Below are 22,542 nucleotides of genomic sequence, written 5' to 3'. Positions count from 1 at the left end.
ACAGGTGATGGCTTCACTCCCCGGCAATAAAACTCACCCGAACCTTCAACCCCTTCTTTTCACCATCATGCAGGCTGATCTGCGCCAGATGCGCACGGCAGATCTCGCCGACAATCGCCAGGCCCAGCCCCGACCCGGCCACCTGCTGATTACGTCGGTAAAAGCGCTCGAACACCCGCTCCCGCTCTTCAATCGGAATCCCCGGCCCGTCGTCCTCAACCTCCAGGACCGCTGGTGCAGTGACCCGCAGAATCACATTGCCGCCCGACGGTGTATGGGCCAGTGCGTTATCCACCAGATTACTCAGCAATTCATTCAACAGCGTCGGTTCACCGCGCAGCCACACCGGCTCGTCCGCTTCCAGTGCCAGGGCAACACCGCGTGCGTGGGCCAGCGGCGCCATGGCCATGCCCAACTCCCGCGCCAACTGACTCAAATCCAGCAACTGCGCCCCGCCCTCGGCAATGGCTCGGGCACCGTTTTCGACCCGTGCCAGCGACAGCAATTGATTCGCCAGGTGCGTCAACCTATCCGTGCCTTGGGCAGCGGTTTCCAGGGTGTTGCGCCAGGTTTCGGGCTCACTCGCCCGCAGGCCAAGCTCAAGCCGCGCCTTGAGCGCCGCCAACGGCGTACGCAGTTCATGGGCGGCATCGGCGATGAACTGAGCCTGACGCTCGAACTGCTCGCGCAGCCTCTCGGTAAAGTGATTGAGCGCGCGGACCAGCGGCCACAACTCGTGTTGCACTTCCACCAACGGCAATGGCCGCAGATCATCTGACTGGCGCTCTTCCACTGCCGTGCGCAAGCGTTCCAGCGGGCGCAACGCCGCACTCACCGCAAACCACACCAACAGCAGCGCGCCAATCGCCAGCATGCCCAGCCGCAGCAACGTATCCGCCGCCAGGCTGCGCGCCATGCTGACCCGTGCCTCATCGGTTTCCGCAACGCGAATTTCCGCCATGCCATTCATGTTCGGCTCGCTGACCGGTTTGAGCAGGCTGACCACCCGCACGTTCTGCCCGCGATACGTGGCGTTGTAAAACCGTGCCAACGCCGGGTAGTCATCGGTGCGCGGCGTTCCGGGAGGTGGTGCGGGAAGGTTTTCGTAACCGGAAATCAAATTCTGATGGATGTCATTGACCAGGTAAAAGATTCGCCCCGCACTGTCGTAGGCAAACGTATCCAGCGCCACGTAGGGCACGTCGGCACTGAGCGTGCCGTCACGCTGGGTGACACCCGCCGCAATGGTTCGCGCCGACGCCAGCAAAGTGCGGTCATAGGCCGTGTCGGCCGCTTCGCGACCATTCCAGTACGCGCTCAAACCGCTGGCCAGCATTAACACCACCAGCAACAGCGCGAGGTTCCACAGCAACCGCCAGCGCAGGCTGCTGGGCTTATGCATCGCGGCTTTCCAGCAAGTAGCCAAGACCGCGGAAGGTCACGATCGCGACCGGTTGGCCGTCGAGTTTTTTGCGTAAGCGATGCACGTAGATTTCGATCGCGTCAGGGCTGGCTTCTTCGTCCAGACCGAACACCTGGGAGGCCAGTTGCTCTTTGCTCATCACCCGTCCGGGCCGGGCGATCAGCGCCTCGAGAACGGCCTGTTCACGCGAGGTCAGGGTCAGCAATTCTTCACCGAGGGTGAAGCGCCGGGTGTCCAGATCATAGGCCAGCACACCGCAGCGCTGCTGACGTTCACCGCCCAGCACACTGCGGCGCAACAAGGCTTTGACCCGCGCTTCGAGTTCGGTCAGTTCAAAGGGTTTGGCCAGGTAATCGTCAGCACCAAGGTTCAGGCCATGGACCCGATCCTTGACGTCGCTACGCGCGGTCAACATCAGCACCGGCAGGTTTTTCCCCCGGGAGCGCAAGCGCGCGAGCACTTCAAAACCATCCATGCGCGGCAGGCCGACATCGAGAATGGCCATGGCGTATTCCTCGCTGCTCAAAGCCAGGTCTGCAGCCACGCCATCGTGCAGCACGTCCACCGTCAGCCCGGTGCTCTTGAGCGCCTGGGCGACACTTTCGGCAAGCTGCAAGTGGTCTTCGACGAGCAGAACACGCATGGATCTTTACCTCATTCAGGGGATGGTCGACGCCATTCTTTGGCGCGAAGTTTACAGCCGCATCCGCTGCTGTGAAGCCTGTAAACCGTGAAAGCCTGCTGAAAGGTTAGTGAAAGGTTGGCCCGTTAGAGTCGGCCCACGGATGGTTTCGAATGCCGACCCTCCAATAGTGCTTTGAAATGTAGCTCCCGAAAAACGCCATGACGCGTTTTCGTCAATAAGAACAATAAATGAGGTACTGCACCATGCTGTCTACGCAGCTTCAGGCTTGTCCGTCCCGCCCTTTATCCAGAATCCCGTCGTTTACGCTTGCCAGCGCCGTTGCCGGCTGCACGACGCGAAACCGCCGCACCTGAAACATCCCCAAAAACAAAAACTCCCATGGAGACAATAATGAATCGATCCCTGCGCCGTTTCGCCCTCGCCGCCAGCTGTATGCTGTTCGCCGGTCAATTGATGGCCGAACCCAAACGCCCGGAATGCATCGCCCCGGCCTCACCGGGCGGTGGTTTCGACCTCACCTGCAAATTGGCGCAGAGTGCGCTGATCAACGAAAAGCTGCTGACCAAACCGATGCGCGTGACCTACATGCCCGGCGGTGTCGGCGCAGTGGCGTACAACGCGGTGGTCGCTCAGCGCCCCGCCGACGCTGGCACGTTGGTGGCCTGGTCCAGCGGCTCGCTGCTGAACCTGGCGCAAGGCAAGTTTGGTCGATTCGATGAAACCAACGTGCGCTGGCTGGCCGCCGTCGGCACCAGTTATGGCGCCATCGCAGTGAAAAGCGATTCGCCTTACAAAACCCTCGACGATCTGGTCAAAGCGCTGAAAGAAGACCCGAGCAAAGTGGTGATCGGCTCCGGCGGCACCGTCGGCAGCCAGGACTGGATGCAAACCGCACTGATCGCCAAGGCAGCCGGGATCAACCCGCGCGACCTGCGCTACGTCGCCCTTGAAGGCGGCGGTGAAATCGCCACCGCCCTGCTCGGTGGGCACATTCAGGTCGGCAGCACCGACATCTCCGACTCCATGCCGCACATCCAGAGCGGCGACATGCGCTTGCTGGCCGTGTTCGCCGAGAAGCGCCTGGACGAGCCGGAAATGAAAGACATCCCGACCGCCAAAGAGCAAGGCTACGACATCGTCTGGCCGGTGGTTCGCGGCTTCTACCTCGGGCCAAAAGTCAGCGACGAAGACTACGCCTGGTGGAAAGACGCCTTCGACAAGCTGCTGGCGTCCGAAGACTTCGCCAAGCTGCGCGATCAACGTGAACTGTTCCCGTTCGCCATGACCGGCCCGGAGCTGGACACCTACGTGAAGAAGCAGGTAGCAGACTACAAAGTGCTGGCCAAAGAGTTCGGCCTGATCCAGTGATCGCCTCTGTCTAGCGGCTGCGGCCTCGTTTCGCGGGGCCGCGGCACAGGAGTTTCCCATGCTCTTACAACGCTTTTTTGCTTCGGTGCTGTTGCTGGCCTGTGTTGGCCTGGCGCTGATGGCCTGGCCGTATCAAGCGGCTTTTTCCTACGAACCGGTGGGGCCCAGAGCCTTTCCGCTGTTGATGCTCGGGCTGATGGGCCTGGCGCTGTTGTATATGGTGTTTCGTCCCGCGCCGATCAAGCACGACGCTGACGAACCACCGATGGACCGCGAAACCCTGACCAAAATCGGCATATGCGTGGTGCTGTTGCTGGTGTTTGCCGGCACATTCGAACCCCTTGGTTTCATCGTCGCCAGCATCCTGATCGGCATTCCAATGGCGCGCCTATATGGCGGTCGCTGGGTGCCCAGCATTGTGATCATCACGCTAATGGCCGTCGGCCTTTATCTGCTGTTCGACAAGTTGATGGACGTGCCGCTGCCCTTGGGCGTGCTCGACGTTCTGGAGAACTGATATGGATACGCTTGGCTATTTGGGTCAGGGTTTCGGCGTCGCGCTGAGCCCATACAACCTGGTGACCGCCCTGTGCGGCACCCTGATCGGCACCGTGGTCGGCCTTTTACCGGGCCTGGGCCCGATCAATGGCGTGGCATTGTTGATCCCGATTGCATTCGCCCTCGGCCTGCCACCGGAGTCGGCACTGATTCTGCTGGCAGCGGTGTACCTGGGTTGCGAATACGGCGGACGGATCAGCTCGATTCTGCTGAACATTCCCGGTGAAGCCTCTACCGTCATGACCACGCTGGACGGTTACCCGATGGCCCGCAAAGGCCTGGCCGGTGTCGCGCTGTCGTTGTCGGCGTGGAGTTCGTTTATCGGCGCGTTCATCGCCACCTGCGGCATGGTGCTGTTCGCCCCGCTGCTGGCGAAATGGGCGATTGCCTTTGGGCCGGCGGAATATTTCGTGCTGATGGTGTTCGCCATTGTTTGCCTTGGCGGCATGGCCGGTGACCGACCGCTGAAAACCTTTATTGCGGCGTTGATCGGCCTGTTTCTGTCGAGCGTCGGGATCGATGCCAACAGCGGCGTTTACCGATTCACCGGGGACAACATCCACCTGACCGACGGCATACAATTTGTCGTGTTGGTGTTGGGTCTATTCTCCATCAGTGAAATTCTCCTGCTGCTGGAAAAAACCCATCATGGTCAGGAAGCAGTGAAAGCCACCGGCCGCATGATGTTCAACTTCAAGGAAGCCTCGGCGGTGTTCGTGGTGAACCTGCGTTGTGGCGTGCTGGGCTTCATCATGGGCGTGTTGCCGGGAGCCGGCGCGACCCTCGCCAGCGCCGTGGCCTACATGACCGAAAAACGTATCGCCGGTGCCAAAGGCACGTTCGGCCAGGGCGACATGCGTGGCCTTGCGGCACCGGAAACCGCCATCGGTGGCGCAGCGTGCGGCGCACTGGTGCCGATGCTGACCCTCGGTGTTCCCGGCTCTGGCACCACGGCGGTGATGATCGGCGCCCTGTCGCTGTACAACATCACGCCGGGGCCGCTGCTGTTCCAACAGCAACCCGACATCGTCTGGGGCCTGATCGCCTCGTTGTTCATCGCCAACATCATGTTGGTGATCCTCAACATCCCGATGATCCGTATCTTCACTCGCATCCTCGCCGTGCCTAACTGGGCGCTGGTACCGGTGATCGCGATCATCACCGGGATCGGCGTCTATGCGGTGCACGCCACCACCTTCGACCTGTTCCTGATGATCGGTATCGGCATCTTCGGCTACATCCTGCGCAAGCTGGACTTCCCGTTGTCGCCGATTTTGCTGGGCTTCATCCTCGGCGGCTTGATGGAACAAAACCTGCGGCGCGCGCTGTCGATTTCCAACGGTGCACTGGAAATCCTCTGGTCCAGCCCGATCACCTTCGGCTGCTGGGTACTGACCGCGATCATGCTGCTGATGCCATTGTTGCGGATCTGGCGTAAACGTTCGGCCGCTCAACGCGCTATCGCCGATGTCTGATCGAACGCCGCTCAAAGCCTGGTGGGGAACACCGCTGGTCGGTCTGCTGGGCGGTTACCTCGCCAGCCAGATCGGCTGGCCGCTGCCGTGGATGGTCGGCTCGTTGCTGGCGATCATCCTCGTGCGTTGCCTGACCCCTTGGCAATTGGCGGAAATCCCTGGCGGCCGCAAGTGCGGCCAGTGGATTGTGGGAGTCGGCATTGGCCTGCACTTCACCCCGGTGGTGATGGAGCAGGTGCTGGGGCATTTCGGTCTGATCTTCTTCGGTGCGTTGGTCACCAGCCTGTCGGCCGTGGTCGGGGTCTGGTTGATGCGCCGTACCGGCGAGGATCGCGCCACCGCGTTCTTTTCCAGCATGCCCGGCGGCTCCGGAGAGATGGTCAACCTCGGTGCTCGCAACGGTGCGGTGCTCAGCCGTGTGGCGGCGGGACAAAGTTTGCGGGTGCTGGTGGTGGTGTTGTGTGTGCCGGCGGCGTTCAAGTATTTGTTGGGTGACGGTGCGCCGGTTTTGCACGCCACGGCCGTGGACTGGCGCTGGTTGGCCTTTTTATTCCCGGCAGGCGCCTTGGCGGCGTGGCTGTGGGAGCGCCTGCGTCAACCCAACCCATGGCTGTTCGGGCCGTTGCTGGTAAGTGCGGCGGTGAGCATCGGTTGGGATTTGCACATCGGTTTGCCCAATGGCGGAAGCCAGATCGGCCAATGGCTGATTGGTAGCGGCTTGGGTTGTCACTTCAACCGACAGTTTTTTCGGCGTGCGCCTTCCTTCATGGGCCGGACCTTGATCGGCACGGTGCTGACCATGTTGATCGCCACGGCGGCGGCGCTGGGGTTGAGTGCGCTGACCCATCTGGATTTGCGCTCGCTAACCCTGGGCATGATGCCCGGCGGGATTGCGGAAATGAGCCTGACGGCGGAGACGCTGCAGTTGTCGGTGCCGCTGGTGACGGCAATGCAGGTGATGCGGTTGTTGTTTGTGTTGTTTCTGGCGGAGCCGTTGTTCAAGTATTGGAACCGGGTGCCGGAACAGTCCTGACCCGATCCCTGTGGTGAAGGGGCTTGTCGGAACGCCGCACCGCCCCGTTCGGCTGCGTAGCAGTCGTAAATCCTGCTGATTCAGTATTGCTAGGGAATGTAGGGGGCCGCTACGCGACCCAACGGGGGCAAGCCCCCTCGCCACAAAGCTCCACCAACTGACATCAAACCGGTGGCAACCGCCACTCAATCGGCGTCTCGCCATTCTGCTCAAGAAACTTGTTGGTCCGGCTGAAGTGCCCGCATCCCAGAAATCCGCGATACGCGGACAACGGCGACGGATGCACCGACGTCAGCACCAGGTGCTTGGTCGCGTCGATCAGCTTCTGTTTGCTCTGGGCATGTGCGCCCCACAGCATAAACACCAGATGCGGCTGCTGCTGGCTGACGATCTCAATGATCCGGTCCGTGAAAAACTGCCAGCCCTTATCCTTGTGCGCATTGGCATTGGCGCGCTCGACCGTCATGGTGGTGTTGAGCATCAGCACGCCTTGGTCGGCCCAGCTCTGCAAATAGCCATGGTTGGGAATATCGATGTTCAGGTCGCGTTTCAACTCTTTATAGATGTTTACCAGCGACGGCGGCGCCGGCACGCCCGGTTGCACCGAGAAGCACAAACCATGGGCCTGGCCCGGGCCGTGGTAGGGGTCTTGACCGAGGATGACGACCTTGACCTTGTCCAACGGCGTGGAGTTGAGCGCGTTGAAAATCATCGGGCCCGGTGGATAGATCTCCTTGCCCGCCGCACGCTCCTGTTGCAGGAAATCACGCAACTCTGCCATGTAGGGCTGGTCGAATTCGGCACGCAGTGCCTCCTTCCAGCTCGGTTCGAGTTTGATACGGTCGTCAGCAGTCATGGTTACATCCGGCAAAAACAATGGGGCGAACCCTAGGAAAGCCCATCACACTTGTCAATTGATCTGACGCACATCCGGCACTTTCCTGTACAGCGATCATACTGAACGCTCAAATTCCCGATCGAGGTCACGATGAATCTGCACTTCGAAGAACTCACCGGCACCGACGGCGCTCGCATCGGCATCGCCAGCCTCGATGCCGAAAAGTCCCTCAACGCCCTGTCCCTGCCGATGATCAACGCCCTGCGTGATCAAATGGACGCTTGGGCCAAGGACCCGCAAATAGTCTGCGTGTTACTGCGCGGCAACGGCGCCAAGGCCTTCTGTGCCGGCGGTGAAGTACGCAGCCTGGTGGAAGCCTGTCGCGCTCATCCCGGGGAGGTGCCGCCGTTGGCCGCGCACTTCTTTGCGGCGGAATATCGCCTGGACTTCAAACTGCACACCTACCCGAAACCGTTGATCTGCTGGGGTCATGGTTATGTGCTCGGCGGCGGGATGGGTTTGTTGCAAGGCGCGAGTATCCGGATTGTCACGCCAAGCACTCGGCTGGCAATGCCTGAAATCAGCATTGGCCTGTATCCGGACGTTGGCGCCAGTTGGTTTCTGTCGCGAATGCCCGGCAAGCTCGGGCTGTTTCTGGGCCTGACCGGTGCCCACATGAACGGCCGCGATGCAATTGACCTGGACCTGGCCGACCGTTTCTTGCTCGATGAACAACAGGAGGAACTGATCGAAGGGTTGCTGCAACTGAACTGGCAGGAACAAACGCCGATGCAGCTCAACAGTTTGCTCAAGGCCTTGCAGCAGGAAGCCGTCGGGCAAATGCCCGAAGCCCAGTGGTTGCCACGGCGCCAGCACATCGACGAATTGTTGGACGTCAGTAATGTGAGTTGCGCCTGGAAGGCCATCAGCCTGCAACGCGACAGCGCCGACCTGCTACTCAGCCGTGCCGCAAAAACCATGAGTGAAGGCGCGCCGCTGACCGCGCATCTGGTCTGGGAGCAAATCGCCCGGGCCCGGCACCTGTCGTTGGCTCAGGTTTTTCAGATGGAATACACGATGAGCCTCAACTGTTGTCGACATCCGGAGTTCAGCGAAGGTGTGCGCGCACGGTTGATCGACAAGGACCAGAAACCGCACTGGCACTGGCCGGACATCAACAACGTACCGGATGCGGTGGTGGACGCGCACTTCCAGAAGGCCTGGGAAGGTCGGCACCCACTGGCGGATTTGTCCGAATACTGAAATTCGGGCACAAAAAAGCGGCGCTTCGTGCGCCGCTTTTGTGTGAACGGTTACCGGTGGCCACCTCGGCCCATGTGGTCACCGCGTCCGCCGTGATGGCGTCCACCCCCCCGGTAATCATTATTCCAGCCACCTCGGTTGTCATTATTCCAGCCACCTCGGTTGTCATTACTCCAGCCACCTTGGTGATGACCGTCCCAGCCCTGATTCTGATGTGACCGGTAATAGCTCCGGGATTGGTAATAACGCGGGGCCGGTTGATAGATCCTTGGCTGATAGTAATAGCGCGGAGTCGGCTGGTAATACCGCGCTGGCGGTGAGTAGTACCGGGGCGGTGGCGAGTAATAACCTCCGCCACCTGAATAGTAGGATCCGCCACCGGCGTAATAGGTTGGCGCTGGCGAGGTATAGACCTCGGAACTGTAGTAGTTGGCTCCTCCATCGGAATAGGGCACGCACGCACCAAGAGACAATCCCGATAGAGCAATCAGAAGAATTCGGCGGAGCTGTTTTCGACAGAGCATGGCGGCCTCCTGGACCGCGAGTGAGCTACACCAGCGACGCTGGTGAGCGACAGTCAATTAATCGGTGACTGTCGAAAGATCAGACCTCGTTTTTCGAAATCTGGTGCGCCCATGAAACACATTGAAACATCTGCCCGATGAAAGGTTTTTCATCTATTCACGCACTGATTAATGGTGCCAGCCGTGATATCCACCGCCGTAATAACGCGGTCCGTGGCCCCCGTAATAACGGGAGCGATACCCCCCGTAATACCGTGGACCGTAATTGCCACCATGGTAGTAAGGCGAGTAATAACCGGGGTAGTAATAACCGGGGTAGTCATTAGGTGTGGCGTATGCGTCATAGGGGCCTGCGTAGTAATAGCAACCAGACATACCCAAACTGAACAACACCGTAAACACAATTCGACGCAGCATGACGGCCTCCGAAAAGACCTTGGGACAGCAGCCGACAACGGCCGGCTGACATTGCTTTTGACTTGAAAAACGGCATCGAGTGCTGGTCCGCAAATACCTTCAGATCAGCGGCCAAACCGTCCCATTGCGGTGCAGTCGCGCACCATCACAAGGCAACCGTGCAGCCCCCTCCCGACGTGGCTCTCGCGTCATCCCCCACGCTAGGGCGCTCAAGCCGACTTGGCACGTCTCTCGCTTTAGTAAAAGCGTGCAGGAGTTCTTTACAGGTTCGCGGCACCACAATTTGCAATGGCTGACTAGGGTTCCGGCTCGCTTTGAGCGAGTGGCTGGTCCGAGAGTTGGCGACCTCCAGTTGAGGTTACACGGCGGGACAAAAGCCCGGGAGACAAGCCACCGTTCGCGGTGCCGCGTTGACTCCTGCTCGCCCCTGATCAACTGGAGAACCACCATGTCCCAGCTTCGCTTACCCGCCCTGCTCGCCGCTGCGTTCGCAGCCTTCGTGAGTTTCTCGTCCCAGGCCGCCCAGAAAGACCACTTCAGTGTCTGCTGGACCATCTATGCCGGTTGGATGCCGTGGGAATACGCCGGTAGCCAAGGCATCGTCGACAAATGGGCAAAGAAGTACGGCATCAAGATTGATGTGGTGCAGCTCAACGACTACGTCGAATCGATCAATCAATACACCGCTGGCCAGTTCGACGGTTGCACCATGACCAACATGGACGCGCTGACCATTCCGGCCGCTGGCGGCGTCGACAGCACCGCGCTTATCGTCAGCGATTTCTCTAACGGCAATGACGGCATCGTGCTCAAGGGTGACGGTAAGAAAATCACCGACCTCAAGGGCATGGACGTCAATCTGGTGGAGCTGTCGGTTTCTCATTACCTGCTGGCCCGGGCGCTGGATTCGGTGGACCTCACCGAGAAAGACCTCAAAGTGGTCAACACCTCCGACGCCGACATCTCCGCCGCCTTCAACACCGAACAGGTCAACGCCGTCACCACCTGGAACCCGATGCTCTCGGACATCAAGGCCAAGCCCGAGGTGACTGAAGTCTTCAACTCCAGCCAGATCCCCGGCGAAATCATGGACATGATGGTGGTCAACAGCGCCACCCTCAAAGACAACCCGGCGCTGGGCAAAGCGCTGACCGGTGCCTGGTTCGAAGTCGTCGAATTGATGAACTCGAAAAACGCCGCCAGCAAAGCCGCGCTCGAACACATGGCCAAGGCCTCCGGCACTGACCTGACGGGTTTCCAGTCACAACTCGACACCACCAAATTGTTCGCCACGCCCAAAGAAGCCCTGGACTTTTCCACCAGCAAGCAACTGCCGGCGACCATGCGCAAAGTGGCCGAGTTTTCGTTCCAGCACGGCTTGCTCGGCGAAGGCGCCAAGGACACCAGCGCCGTCGGCATGGCGTTCGCCAATGGCGTGACCAGCGGCGACACGGCCAACCTCAAGCTGCGCTTCGACCCGACCTTCGTGCAGATGGCTGCCGACGCCAAGCTGTAAGCAGGAGGAGCTGGCCATGCGCCTGATCAATCGCCACCCGGATCGCCCGAGTCGCCTGTTGCTGGTGATCCTGCCGTTCGCCCTGGTGCTGTTCGCCTACTTCATGGGCTCGGCCGAGCGGCTGACGGACAACCCCAACGACAAGCTGCTGCCGAGCGCTGTGCAGATGACCGACGCGGTGAAACGCCTGGCCTTTGTGGCCGACACCCGCACCGGTGAATACCTGCTCTGGCAGGACAGTGCTTCGAGCCTGCGCCGCTTGGCTATCGGCCTCGGTATCAGCGCGCTGGCCGGGCTATGCCTGGGCATGGCGGCTGGCACCCTGCCGCTGTTCGGCGCGCCGCTATCCCCGCTGCTGACGGTGCTGTCGATGGTGCCGCCGCTGGCGATCCTGCCGATTCTGTTCATCGTGTTCGGCCTTGGGGAATTGTCGAAAGTGATGCTGATCGTGATCGGCATCACCCCGGCCCTGGCCCGTGATCTGGAACAACGCGCCCGGGAAATTCCGGTCGAGTTGCTGATCAAGGCCCAGACCCTCGGCGCCTCGACCTGGACCCTGATGCTGCGCGTGGTACTGCCGCAACTGCTGCCGCGTTTGCTGATTTCGCTGCGGCTGATGCTCGGTTCGGCATGGTTGTTCCTGATCGCCGCTGAAGCCATCGCCTCGACCGACGGCCTCGGCTACCGGATCTTCCTGGTGCGCCGTTACCTGGCGATGGACGTGATCCTGCCGTACGTGGTGTGGATCACCCTCCTCGCCTGGCTGATGGACTGGGGCCTGAAGCGCCTGACCCAACGTGCTTTCCCTTGGTATGAAGGAGCACGCGCATGAGCTTCATCACCGTAAAGAACGTATGGCAGCAATACGGCGATCAGGTGGTGCTCGAAAGGCTAAGCCTCAACGTCAACGAGGGTGAGTTCTGCACACTCGTCGGCGCCTCAGGCTGCGGAAAATCAACCTTCCTGCGCTTGTTGCTCGGTCAGGAACGTGCGAGTCGAGGCGAGATTCTACTCGACGGTCAGGCCCTGGCCGGTGAACCGGACTCGAGCCGTGGCGTGGTGTTCCAGCGCTACTCGGTGTTCCCGCATTTAACGGTGCTGGACAACGTCGCTCTCGGCCTCGAACTGCCGCGTTCGCCACTGCTCGGACGCCTGTTCGGCAGCGCCAAACGTGATGCGCGGGAACAGGCCTCGGTGTTGCTGCACAAAGTCGGCCTCGGCCACTCGCTGGACAAGTACCCGGCGCAGCTTTCCGGTGGCATGCAGCAACGGCTGGCCATCGCTCAGGCACTGATCATGAAACCCCGCGTGTTGCTGCTCGACGAACCGTTCGGCGCCCTCGATCCGGGTATTCGCAAAGACATGCACGCCTTGCTGCTGGAACTGTGGCGCGAGACGCAACTGACGGTGTTCATGGTCACCCACGACCTGTCCGAAGGTTTCAGCCTCGGCACGCGTCTGCTGGTGTTCGATAAAGTCCGCGTTGACCCGCACGCCCCCGGTGCCTATGGCGCGCGCATCACCTACGACATCCCTTTGAACAGCGACCGCCGCACCACCCGTGCCGCCGTCGACACCCTGCCGATGCCCCTGGCAGGCACGCTTCGTATCGCTTAGAGGAATCTGCAAATGACTGATTCGACCCTGCTGTTCACACCCTTCGCCGAAGAATTGCTGCCCGGTGGCGGTCATCGTTCGTTCGTACTGAAACGCGGTCAACTGCTGCGCCTGACCGATCTGCGTGGCGGTGCCAACGTCAGCCTGACGCTGCTCAACGCCAATGAAAAAACCGAACGCCTGAACCTGCCCGACAGCCTCAAATGCCAACACACCGCCAAGCTCACCAGCGGCCATTGCCTGTACTCGGACATGGGCCGCGTGCTGGCTGCGATCACAGCCGACACCTGCGGCTGGAGCGACAGCCTCGGCGGCGTGCTCTGTGCTGAAGAAGTCGCGGAAAAATACGGCGCGGGGCGTTATCAGGAACTGCGCAACGGCTTCTTCCGCAACGGCACCGACAACCTGTTGGTGGAGCTGGGCAAGTGGGGCCTCGGCCTGTCGGACTTGCTGATGACCCTCAACCTGTTCAGTCGCGTCAATGTCGATGAAGCCGGGCGTTTCCACTTCGTCGAAGGCAATTCCAGGGCCGGTGATTACATCGAGTTGTACGCGCCGATGGACACACTGGTGGTACTCACCGCCCTGCAACACCCGATGGACCCATCGCCCGAATACGCACCGAAACCTCTGAAGCTCAGCTGGATGAACGCCGACGCCAGCGTCGCCGAACACTGCCGCACCTTGCGCCCGGAAAACGAGCGCGGCTTCATCAATACCGACCGTCTGTTCGCCTGAGGATCGCCGCCATGTCACTTGCAATCGCTACAGCTCAAAAGCACCCAGAAGCTGCGGTGTACCGCGCGACCATCCCGGCCGGCGAACCCTGGCTGATGGAAGTCAAAGCTGGCCAGACCTTGCGCATCCTCGACCTGGAGGGCAATCAAGCGGTCGACACCTTGTTCTACAGCGTGGCCAATCCGAAAGAACGCTATGACGTGCAACGCACTTTGCGCCGGCAAAACAGCGTGTACCTGAGCACCGGCAGCGTCCTGTATTCCAACCTCGGCAAACCGATGCTGACCATCGTCGCCGACACCTGCGGGCGCCACGACACCCTCGGCGGCGCCTGCGCTCAAGAGAGCAACACCGTGCGCTACGCCCTGGAAAAACGCTACATGCACAGCTGCCGCGACAACTACCTGCGCGCCTGCGTCCACGACGGGCGACTGGGCAAAGGCGACATCGGGCCGAACATCAATTTCTTCATGAACGTGCCGGTCACGGCGGACGGCGGGTTGACCTTTGAAGACGGCATTTCGGCGCCGGGCAAATACGTCGACCTGCGGGCCGAAATGGACGTGATCGTGCTGATCTCCAACTGCCCGCAACTGAACAACCCGTGCAACGCCTACAACCCGACACCGGCGGAGTTATTGGTATGGAACTGAAACTGGCGCGGTTGCGTAAATGGTTGTTCGCCCTGTGCCAGGCCCGTTCAAGCCAGTGCATCAAATAACCGCTCTCCTGTGTAGGAGCTGGCTTGCCAGCGAAAGCGGAGTGTCAGTCGACATCAATGCTGGAGATGACGGCCTCTTCGCTGGCAAGCAGCGCCTACAAGGGTGGTGTGAATTTCTGTCATCGGGGACGGCCCTGGTGCATTTCGAAAAACTGCGGGACGGCCCGCATCCCAGGTCGAGGCTGATGCGCTATCGCCTCCGGGGGTTATGCCATGTTCGAAAAAATCCTGATTGCCAACCGTGGCGCCATTGCCTGCCGCATCCTGCGCACCCTGCGTGAATTGCAGGTCAAGGGTGTCGCCGTGTACTCCGAAGCCGATGCCGCCAGCCTGCATATCCTGCAAGCCGATGAAGCCCACAGCCTCGGTGAAGGCGCGGCCGCCGGCACCTATCTGGCGGTCGACAAGATTCTCGCCATCGCCAAAGCCACTGGCGCCACAGCGATTCATCCCGGCTACGGTTTTCTCTCAGAAAACGCCGCGTTCGCCGAGGCCTGTGAAGCCGCCGACATCGCCTTCATCGGCCCCACACCCAAACAGCTGCGTGTGTTCGGCCTGAAACACACCGCCCGCGCCTTGGCCAAGCAACACGGCGTACCGATGCTCGAAGGCACCGAACTGTTGGACAGCCTCGACGCAGCACTAATCGCAGGCGAACAGGTCGGCTACCCGGTGATGCTCAAAAGCACCGCCGGTGGTGGTGGCATTGGCATGCGCGTGTGCCGCAGCGCGGCGGAGTTGAGCGAGTCCTTCGAAGCGGTGAAACGCCTCGGCCAGAACAACTTCAGCGATGCCGGCGTGTTCATCGAGAAGTACATCCCGCGCGCGCGCCATCTGGAAGTTCAGGTGTTCGGCGACGGCCGTGGCGAGGTGATTGCCCTCGGCGTACGCGACTGCTCGGTACAACGGCGCAACCAGAAAGTCCTCGAAGAAACCCCGGCGCCGAACTTGCCCGACGGCATGGCCGAAGACCTTTGCGCAGCCGCCATCAAACTGGCGAAAGCGGTGAATTACCGCAGTGCCGGCACCGTGGAATTTGTCTTCGACAGCGAGGATCAGCGTTTCTACTTTCTTGAAGTGAACACCCGCTTGCAGGTGGAACACGGCGTGACCGAACAAGTGTGGGGCGTCGACCTGGTGCGCTGGATGGTGGAACTCGCGGCCGGTGATTTGCCACCACTGCGTGAGTTGAGCCAAGGGTTGAGAGCCGAGGGGCACGCGATTCAGGCACGCCTGTATGCCGAAGATCCGCGGCGCGATTTCCAGCCGAGCCCCGGCTTGCTCACCGCCGTGAGTTTCCCTGCCGCCAACGGCATCCAACTGCGTATCGACACCTGGGTCGAGGCCGGTTGCGAGATCCCGCCGTACTTCGATCCGATGATCGCCAAGGTCATCAGCTGGGCACCGACCCGCGAAGAAGCGCGCACCGATCTGCATCAGGCATTGGCTGACAGTCAGCTCTATGGCGTGGAAACCAACCGCGATTACTTGCGGCAAATTCTGCTGGATGTTCCGTTCGCCAGCGGCCAGCCGTGGACGCGTTGCCTGGAAGGTTTGGTCTATCAGGCCAACACCTTCGAAGTGCTCAGCGCCGGGACGCAAACCAGCGTTCAGGACTATCCGGGGCGTCTCGGTTATTGGGCGGTGGGCGTGCCACCGTCGGGGCCGATGGACAGTCGCGCGCTGCGTCTGGGTAACCTTTTACTGGGCAACGAAGAAGGTGCCGCAGCGCTGGAAATCACCATGAGCGGCCCGTTGCTGCGCTTTAATTGTGATGTGGTGGTGGCGGTGACCGGGGCGGTGATTCCACTGACGCTGAACGGTGAAACCGTCGCGATGAATACGGCGCTGTTGGTGCCGGCCGGTGCCACGTTGAGCCTAGGCACGATTGCCGGTGCAGGCGCTCGCAGCTATCTGTGCGTGCGCGGTGGTTTGCAGGTTCCGGATTATCTGGGGAGCAAAAGCACCTTCACCCTCGGCCAGTTTGGCGGGCATGGTGGTCGGGCCTTGCGGGCGGGTGATGTGTTACATGTGCCGGCCTTGATCGACCGGAGTGTCGATGCCGAACTGTCTGATATCCAAGTCACCGAGTTGCCCGCTGTGCGGCTAATCCGCGTGATCTATGGCCCGCATGGCGCACCGGAATACTTCACTGAAAAATACATCGGCACCTTCTTCGCGACCCAGTGGGAAGTGCATTTCAATTCCAGTCGAACCGGCGTGCGACTGATCGGGCCGAAACCGGAATGGGTGCGTGCCGACGGGGGCGAAGCGGGACTGCATCCGTCGAACATTCATGACAATCCGTATGCCATCGGGGCGGTGGATTTTACCGGGGACATGCCGGTGATCCTCGGTCCTGACGGCCCGAGCCTCGGTGGCTTTGTGTGCCCGGTGACAGTGATCGAAGCGGACCTTTGGCAGCTGGGGCAACTCAAGGCTGGGGACAAAATCCAGTTCCTCCCCGTCGATCTCCAGACCGCCCGCACCCTCTCCCTGAAATGGAACACCCCCTGTAGGAGCTGGCTTGCCAGCGAAGGGGCCAGTCCAGACACCGCATCAACTTCATCGCTGGCAAGCCAGCTCCTACAGGGGGTTGTGTCGCCTGTGGTGTTGGATATTGGTCAGGGGGATACGCGGCTGGTGGCGAGATTATCGGGGGACACTCATCTGCTGCTGGAAATCGGCGCGCCGGAACTTGATCTTGTTTTACGCTTCCGCGCCCACGCCCTCATGCAAGCGCTGGAAAGCAAACACCTGCACGGCGTGATCGACCTCACCCCCGGCATCCGCTCGCTGCAAGTGCACTACCAACCCGAGCAACTGCCGCTGTCCGACCTGCTCGGCATCGTCGCCGGTGAATGGGACGCGGTGTGCGCCGCCAAAGACCTGCAAGTGCCCTCGCGCATCGTGCATTTGCCGCTGTCCTGGGACGATCCGGCCTGCCAGTTGGCCATCGAGAAATACATGACCACCGTGCGCAAAGACGCGCCGTGGTGCCCGAGCAATCTGGAGTTCATCCGCCGCATCAACGACCTGCCCAATCTCGACGAAGTGCAGCGCACGGTGTTCGACGCCAGTTACCTGGTGATGGGCCTGGGCGACGTTTACCTCGGCGCCCCCGTCGCCACCCCGCTCGACCCGCGTCATCGTCTGGTGACCACCAAGTACAACCCGGCCCGCACCTGGACCGCCGAAAACTCGGTGGGCATCGGCGGCGCCTACATGTGCGTCTACGGCATGGAAGGCCCCGGCGGATATCAGTTTGTCGGGCGCACCTTGCAGATGTGGAACCGCTACCGCGAAGTCGCCGCGTTCGATGGCAAACCGTGGCTGTTGCGCTTCTTTGACCAGATCCGTTTCTACCCGGTGAGCGCCGATGAACTGCTGCGCATCCGCAAGGACTTCCCGCTCGGGCGCTTTGAGCTGAACATCGAACACAGCCAATTGAACCTCGCGGATTACCAGGCATTCCTGACGAAAGAAGCCGAGACCATCGCCGCGTTTCGCGATCAACAACAAGGCGCGTTCAACGCCGAGCGCGAACGCTGGATCGCCAGCGGTCAGGCGCATTTCGACAGCGAAGAATTGGCCCCGCAAGCGACCGAAGAGGCAGCGCTGGCCAGCGGTGAAATGAGCGTCGACAGCCACATCGCCGGCAACCTCTGGCAGGTTCAGGTGGAAACCGGCAGCCGCGTGGCCGCCGGTGATGTGCTGGTAATTCTGGAGTCGATGAAGATGGAAATTCCGCTGCTCGCGCCGATGGCCGGCGTGGTGCGTGAGATTCGTGTGCAACCGGGTTCGGCGGTGCGTGCCGGACAGCGCGTTGTGGTGCTGGAAGTCGACTGAACCCATTTCGAAAAGGATTAACTCCATGACCCTCAATCTGCAACTCGACGCCCTGCGCAGCGCTTACCGTGACGGCAGCACCACGCCTCGACAACTGCTGTCGAGCCTGCGCGACAAAGCTGCCGCGCTGAACCCGGACTATCACCTGCTCATCCACTTGCTCAGTGTCGAAGAACTGGAATCGTACCTCGCCGCCCTCGACGGTCGCGACATCGACAGCCTGCCACTGTACGGCGTGCCGTTCGCGATCAAGGACAACATCGACCTGGCGGGCATTCCCACGACGGCGGCGTGTCCCGACTTTGCCTATGTGCCAGAGCGTTCGGCGACCATCGTCGAGCAGCTGCTGGCGCTGGGGGCGATTCCGTTGGGCAAGACCAACCTTGACCAGTTCGCCACTGGCCTCAACGGCAGCCGCTCGCCGTATGGCGCGTGCCCGAACAGCGTGTTGCCGGAGTATCCGTCGGGCGGTTCCAGCGCCGGGTCTTCGTTGGCGGTGGCGCTCGGCGTGGTGAGTTTTTCGTTGGGCACGGACACGGCGGGATCTGGGCGTGTGCCAGCGGGTTTGAACAATCTGGTGGGACTGAAAGCCACCAAAGGATTGATCTCCACGGCGGGTGTGGTGCCGGCCTGTCGCACGCTCGATTGCGTCACGACCTTTACCGCGACGGCTCGCGAGGCCAGTCAATTGCTCGCGCTCACCGCACACCTCGACCCGCGCGATGAATACAGCCGCAGCAACCCGCAGTGGAATGACGGCTCGGCATTCGGTACGCCGCGCCCTTTCCGTTTCGGCGTGCCGCGCGCGCATGACCTGGAATTTTTCGGTTGCCCCGAAGGCCCGCTGTTGTTCGGGGATGCCATCGACCAACTCAAGGTGTTGGGCGGTGAAGCCGTCGAACTGGATATGTCGCCGTTTTTTGAAGCCGCACGTTTGCTCTACGAAGGGCCGTGGGTGGCCGAGCGCTACAGCGTGGCCGGGGAATTGATGGAGCAAAATCCACAAGCGGTGCTACCGGTGATTCGTGCAGTGCTAGCAAAGGCGCCGGCGGTGACAGGCGTGCAAACCTTCCGCGCGCAATACCGACTGCAAGCCTTGAAGGCGCTGTGCGACAAGGCGCTGGAAGGGCTCGATTGCGTGGTCACGCCGACCATCGGCCGCCCGGTGACACTGGCGCAGCTGGACGCCGAACCAGTGCTGCGCAATTCGGAACTGGGTTACTACACCAACTTCATGAACCTGCTCGATTACGCTGCCGTCGCCGTGCCCAGCGCTTTCATGGGCAATGGCCTGCCGTGGGGCGTAACACTGTTTGGCCGGGCGTTTACCGATCAGTATTTGTTGAGCGTGGCGGACGCTTTCCAGCGCCAGCAAGGTCTGACCACGCCGACACCCACGGCGGTTGCGCGTAATGACCGGGCGCGGTTGGTGGTGTGTGGCGCGCATCTGGACGGGCTGGCGCTGAACTGGCAGTTGAAGCGGCGCGGGGCTCGGTTGGTCGAGACGACGTTCAGTTCGCCGGATTATCAGCTGTATGCGTTGGCCGGTGGCCCGCCGTTTCGTCCGGGAATGGTTCGGGTGAAAGATGGCGGCGTGGCGATTGCGGTGGAGGTGTGGGATTTGCCGAGCAGTGAATTGGGCTCGTTCTTGACCGGGATTCCGGCGCCGCTGGGGTTGGGCAAGGTGCAACTGGCGGATGGGCGCTGGGAGAGCGGGTTTATCTGTGAGGCGTATGGTTTGGAAGGAGCGGTAGATATCAGTCATCTCGGTGGGTGGCGGGCGTACCTGCACTCCCTGACCTGAACACCCCCCCCCTGTGGGACACCAACCCCTGTGGGAGCGAGCCTGCTCGCGATAGCGTCAGCACTTCACAATTGATGCCGACTGATACACCGCCATCGCGAGCAGGCTCGCTCCCACAAGGTCCAGCGCAATTGCGCCAGTTATTTTCCAGCAGTGCCGTTAGAATGCTGCCATCGGCTCACAGCCAAGCAATCCCGCCGTAACCGCACTTGCGTGGAAATGTCTCACTCGCGTTATGAGTAACCCTTTATGAACCGGCCTGAACTGTGCCCGGCCTGCGGCGCGTCCAACGACTGCACCCTGGCCGCCCCGCAAACCGCTGATCGCGCGTGTTGGTGCTACGGCGTCAGCATCGACCCGGCCGTGCTCGAAGCGCTGCCCCCTGAACTGCGCGACAAATCCTGCCTGTGCCCCCGCTGTGCGCAGGTCGAAGCGCAGCTGTAAGCACGCGTCCGGCCGATCACGTAAGATACGCGGCCCTTTTCCACCGATCTATTGCCATGCGCGTTGACCGTTTCCTCAGCAATCTGCCGCGCTTCAACCGGAAGCAGGTACGCCTGTTGCTGGTGGAAAAGCGCGTGCGGATCGACGGAACCATCGTCAGCGACCCGCACGCCGAAGTGCTCGAATTCAGCCGCGTCGAAGTCAACGACGAGGTCCTGCAAGTCGGCAAGCCCGCACGCTACTTCATGCTGCACAAGCCACCCGGTTGCGTCAGCGCCACCCGCGACCCAGAGCACCCGACGGTCCTCGACCTGATCGATGAGCCGGACAAGGACGAGTTGCACATCGCCGGTCGCCTTGACTTCAACACCACCGGCCTGATGCTGATCACCAATGACGGCAGCTGGTCGCGACGCCTGACCCAACCGCAAACCAAACTGCCCAAGGTCTACTACGTCGAGACCGAGCAAGATATCGGGCCGCAATACGCGCTGAAATTCACAGAGGGACTGTATTTCGCCTTCGAAGACCTCACCACTCAGCCTGCCGAGCTAGAGCTTCTGGGACCGAAGTCGGCGCGTCTGAGCATCGTCGAAGGCCGGTATCACCAGGTGAAGCGCATGTTCGGCCACTTCGACAACAAGGTCCTGCGCCTGCACCGCGAGCGGATGGGGCCGCTGGTGCTCGATAACGCGCTAAAACCGGGCGAGTACCGCGCCTTGCGCACCGAAGAGATTCATTTGATCTAAGCAGGCGACCGCTCAGCAGAAGTTGTCGAACAATTTACGAATGGCTCTTGCGCGAAGGCGTCTCCCCTGCTTGAATCAGGTCGTCAGCCGAAATGTGACTGACGAGTCACCACATACTTCTAAGAAACTTTTTGCCGGTTAGAGAACCCTCAGGTTCCGCCTCAGACCGGCAGACTGCCCGCCAATAATAATACCCGTCGACCTGCTGTACCGGATCGACATGGGCCATTCAAATTCCAGGCGTATGCCTACCTGTCACAAAGCTCGTGCAATCTCATTTGCGCGCATACCCGCTTGCCAGGAGTCATATGACATGAGGCCAGAAATCGCTGTGCTGGATATACAGGGTCAGTATCGGGTCTACACGGAGTTCTATCGCGCAGACGCCGCAGAGAAGACCATTATCTTGGTCAACGGCTCGATGGCCACGACTGCGTCGTTTGCACAAACCGTGAAAAACCTTCATCCGCAGTTCAACGTGGTCTGCTACGACCAGCCCTACGCGGGCAGGTCCAAAGCCCACAACCTGCACGAAAAATTGCTGACCAAGGAAGTCGAAGGGCAGATCCTTCTGGAACTGATCGACCACTTCGGCGCCGAACACGTGCTGTCGTTTTCCTGGGGCGGCGCCGCGACCCTGGCCGCCCTCGCCCATCGACCACGACGGATCGAAAAAGCCGTGATCAGTTCGTTCTCCCCGGAGATCAACGCGCACATGCTCGATTACCTCGAGCGCGGCGTCGATTACCTCGGCAGCCGGGACGGCGACCGGGTTGGCAATCTGGTGAACAGCACCATCGGCAAACACTTGCCTAGCCTGTTCAAGCGCTTCAATTACCGGCACGTCAGCAGCCTGGCCGATCATGAATACGGGCAGATGCACTTCCACATCAGCGACCTGCTGCACAGTGATCGCCAGTGCTTCCTCAAAGCCTCGGAAAAAATCAACGTGCCGGTGCTGTTCATGAACGGCGAATGGGACGAATACACCGCCGCCGATGGCGCGCGACTGTTCGCCAACCACGTGCAGCACGCCACCTTCACGACACTGGAAGCGACCGGCCACTTTCTCGACATGGAACACAAAGCCGCCTGCCGAGACAGCCGCAATGCCCTGCTGGGGTTCCTGAAACCATCGCAGCCTGAAAGCCGAACGCGTTACCACTACGTCCAGGATCACCATGCACTGGCAATCTGAAACAGCGTCCTCGCGAGCAAGCCCCGCCCTACAGTGTTGAACGCATTCCTGTAGGCGCGTGGCTTGCCCGCGAAAGACCGCCACACGGTCTTTGGCTTGTTTCACCTGCGCTAAAGTCATCCCGCGCAAAGAAAAACTTCATTTCCACGCGCACATCTGGTACAAAGTCAGCCGCTCTGAGCGGGTGTCGTATAATGGCATTACTCCAGCTTCCCAAGCTGATAACGAGGGTTCGATTCCCTTCACCCGCTCCAATCAGACTTCAGTCTCACGTCGCTTTTTGACGGGGGATAAAAAAACCGGCCTTGATCAGACTGTGTGAAAACCTAGCAATCTGCCTGGCGATCAAAGAAAATGCTCC

20 protein-coding genes, 1 tRNA gene and 1 riboswitch are annotated in these 22,542 nt (G+C 60.8%); of the genes, 16 read left to right on the top strand and 5 right to left on the bottom strand.

Going from position 1 to position 22,542, the window contains the following annotated elements; all coding sequences use genetic code 11:
* Positions 1-13: 13 nt before the first annotated feature.
* Positions 14-1,402 carry a sensor histidine kinase N-terminal domain-containing protein gene (locus ACWGZX_RS21060; RefSeq protein WP_452625283.1) on the bottom strand — a complete coding sequence of 463 codons (1,389 nt, stop codon included), beginning with the start codon at positions 1,400-1,402 and terminating at the stop codon, positions 14-16.
* Entirely contained in the window at positions 1,395-2,066 is a 672-nt protein-coding gene (locus ACWGZX_RS21055; RefSeq protein WP_007944085.1) for a response regulator, read from the bottom strand. The genes ACWGZX_RS21060 and ACWGZX_RS21055 overlap by 8 nt, the downstream gene beginning before the upstream one ends.
* A 393-nt stretch (positions 2,067-2,459) precedes the next feature.
* Here ACWGZX_RS21055 and ACWGZX_RS21050 point away from each other — a divergent pair, with 393 nt between their 5' ends.
* The 4 genes from ACWGZX_RS21050 to ACWGZX_RS21035 are packed head-to-tail and all read left to right on the top strand — an operon-like array spanning position 2,460 to position 6,503.
* Positions 2,460-3,437 carry a Bug family tripartite tricarboxylate transporter substrate binding protein gene (locus tag ACWGZX_RS21050; RefSeq protein WP_452625282.1) on the top strand — a complete coding sequence of 326 codons (978 nt, stop codon included), beginning with the start codon at positions 2,460-2,462 and terminating at the stop codon, positions 3,435-3,437.
* Positions 3,438-3,495: 58 nt separating this feature from the next.
* The gene (locus tag ACWGZX_RS21045) at positions 3,496-3,954 is read left to right on the top strand and encodes a tripartite tricarboxylate transporter TctB family protein (RefSeq protein ID WP_452625281.1); all 459 of its coding nucleotides are present in this window, start codon (positions 3,496-3,498) and stop codon (positions 3,952-3,954) included.
* A gap of 1 nt (position 3,955) precedes the next feature.
* Complete coding sequence (locus ACWGZX_RS21040) at positions 3,956-5,470, top strand: tripartite tricarboxylate transporter permease (RefSeq protein WP_452625280.1); 1,515 nt, start codon at positions 3,956-3,958, stop codon at positions 5,468-5,470.
* Positions 5,463-6,503: an AbrB family transcriptional regulator gene (locus tag ACWGZX_RS21035; RefSeq protein ID WP_452625279.1), complete on the top strand. Its 1,041-nt coding sequence runs from the start codon at positions 5,463-5,465 to the stop codon at positions 6,501-6,503. Before ACWGZX_RS21040 ends, ACWGZX_RS21035 begins: the two co-directional genes overlap by 8 nt.
* Positions 6,504-6,666: 163 nt before the next feature.
* On the opposite strand, the gene ung is transcribed toward ACWGZX_RS21035, so the two are convergent.
* Complete coding sequence (ung, locus tag ACWGZX_RS21030; protein ID WP_452625278.1) at positions 6,667-7,359, bottom strand: uracil-DNA glycosylase; 693 nt, start codon at positions 7,357-7,359, stop codon at positions 6,667-6,669.
* 132 nt (positions 7,360-7,491) lie between these two features.
* Here ung and ACWGZX_RS21025 point away from each other — a divergent pair, with 132 nt between their 5' ends.
* Entirely contained in the window at positions 7,492-8,604 is a 1,113-nt protein-coding gene (locus ACWGZX_RS21025) for an enoyl-CoA hydratase/isomerase family protein (protein WP_452625277.1), read from the top strand.
* Positions 8,605-8,654: 50 nt separating this feature from the next.
* Here the strand turns inward: ACWGZX_RS21025 and ACWGZX_RS21020 are convergent, their stop codons facing one another.
* Together ACWGZX_RS21020 and ACWGZX_RS21015 are read right to left on the bottom strand one after the other, a co-directional pair.
* Positions 8,655-9,128: a hypothetical protein gene (locus ACWGZX_RS21020; RefSeq protein WP_452625276.1), complete on the bottom strand. Its 474-nt coding sequence runs from the start codon at positions 9,126-9,128 to the stop codon at positions 8,655-8,657.
* Positions 9,129-9,296: 168 nt separating this feature from the next.
* On the bottom strand, positions 9,297-9,545 hold the full coding sequence (locus tag ACWGZX_RS21015; protein WP_452625275.1) for a hypothetical protein: 249 nt from the start codon (positions 9,543-9,545) through the stop codon (positions 9,297-9,299).
* 285 nt (positions 9,546-9,830) lie between these two features.
* A riboswitch (guanidine-I (ykkC/yxkD leader) is annotated at positions 9,831-9,932 on the top strand.
* A gap of 61 nt (positions 9,933-9,993) precedes the next feature.
* Between ACWGZX_RS21015 and ACWGZX_RS21010 the strand changes: the two genes are divergently transcribed.
* The 11 genes from ACWGZX_RS21010 to ACWGZX_RS20960 all read left to right on the top strand — a co-directional run bounded on the left by ACWGZX_RS21010 (position 9,994) and on the right by ACWGZX_RS20960 (position 22,435).
* Complete coding sequence (locus ACWGZX_RS21010) at positions 9,994-11,061, top strand: putative urea ABC transporter substrate-binding protein (RefSeq protein WP_452625274.1); 1,068 nt, start codon at positions 9,994-9,996, stop codon at positions 11,059-11,061.
* Between the two features lie 16 nt (positions 11,062-11,077).
* Positions 11,078-11,893, top strand: a complete 816-nt coding sequence (locus ACWGZX_RS21005; RefSeq protein WP_223511309.1) for an ABC transporter permease — start codon at positions 11,078-11,080, stop codon at positions 11,891-11,893.
* On the top strand, positions 11,890-12,678 hold the full coding sequence (locus ACWGZX_RS21000) for an ABC transporter ATP-binding protein (protein WP_452625273.1): 789 nt from the start codon (positions 11,890-11,892) through the stop codon (positions 12,676-12,678). Before ACWGZX_RS21005 ends, ACWGZX_RS21000 begins: the two co-directional genes overlap by 4 nt.
* 12 nt (positions 12,679-12,690) lie before the next feature.
* Entirely contained in the window at positions 12,691-13,416 is a 726-nt protein-coding gene (locus ACWGZX_RS20995; RefSeq protein ID WP_452625272.1) for an urea amidolyase associated protein UAAP1, read from the top strand.
* Between the two features lie 11 nt (positions 13,417-13,427).
* Positions 13,428-14,069, top strand: coding sequence for an urea amidolyase associated protein UAAP2 (locus tag ACWGZX_RS20990; RefSeq protein WP_452625271.1), 642 nt, complete (start codon positions 13,428-13,430; stop codon positions 14,067-14,069).
* A gap of 281 nt (positions 14,070-14,350) precedes the next feature.
* Complete coding sequence (gene uca / locus ACWGZX_RS20985) at positions 14,351-17,986, top strand: urea carboxylase (RefSeq protein ID WP_452625270.1); 3,636 nt, start codon at positions 14,351-14,353, stop codon at positions 17,984-17,986.
* 25 nt (positions 17,987-18,011) lie between these two features.
* Positions 18,012-19,790, top strand: a complete 1,779-nt coding sequence (atzF, locus tag ACWGZX_RS20980; protein WP_452625269.1) for an allophanate hydrolase — start codon at positions 18,012-18,014, stop codon at positions 19,788-19,790.
* A gap of 249 nt (positions 19,791-20,039) precedes the next feature.
* Complete coding sequence (locus ACWGZX_RS20975) at positions 20,040-20,234, top strand: cysteine-rich CWC family protein (protein ID WP_452625268.1); 195 nt, start codon at positions 20,040-20,042, stop codon at positions 20,232-20,234.
* 56 nt (positions 20,235-20,290) lie between these two features.
* Positions 20,291-20,983 carry a pseudouridine synthase gene (locus tag ACWGZX_RS20970; protein WP_452625267.1) on the top strand — a complete coding sequence of 231 codons (693 nt, stop codon included), beginning with the start codon at positions 20,291-20,293 and terminating at the stop codon, positions 20,981-20,983.
* A gap of 313 nt (positions 20,984-21,296) precedes the next feature.
* Complete coding sequence (locus ACWGZX_RS20965) at positions 21,297-22,181, top strand: alpha/beta fold hydrolase (protein ID WP_452625266.1); 885 nt, start codon at positions 21,297-21,299, stop codon at positions 22,179-22,181.
* 180 nt (positions 22,182-22,361) lie between these two features.
* Positions 22,362-22,435 (top strand) — tRNA-Gly (locus tag ACWGZX_RS20960).
* Positions 22,436-22,542 lie beyond the last annotated feature (107 nt).

The organism is Pseudomonas sp. CLCA07 (genome assembly GCF_053615335.1).
Note: the sequence above shows the minus strand (reverse complement) of the source record. Positions and strands in the feature narration are given on the sequence as shown.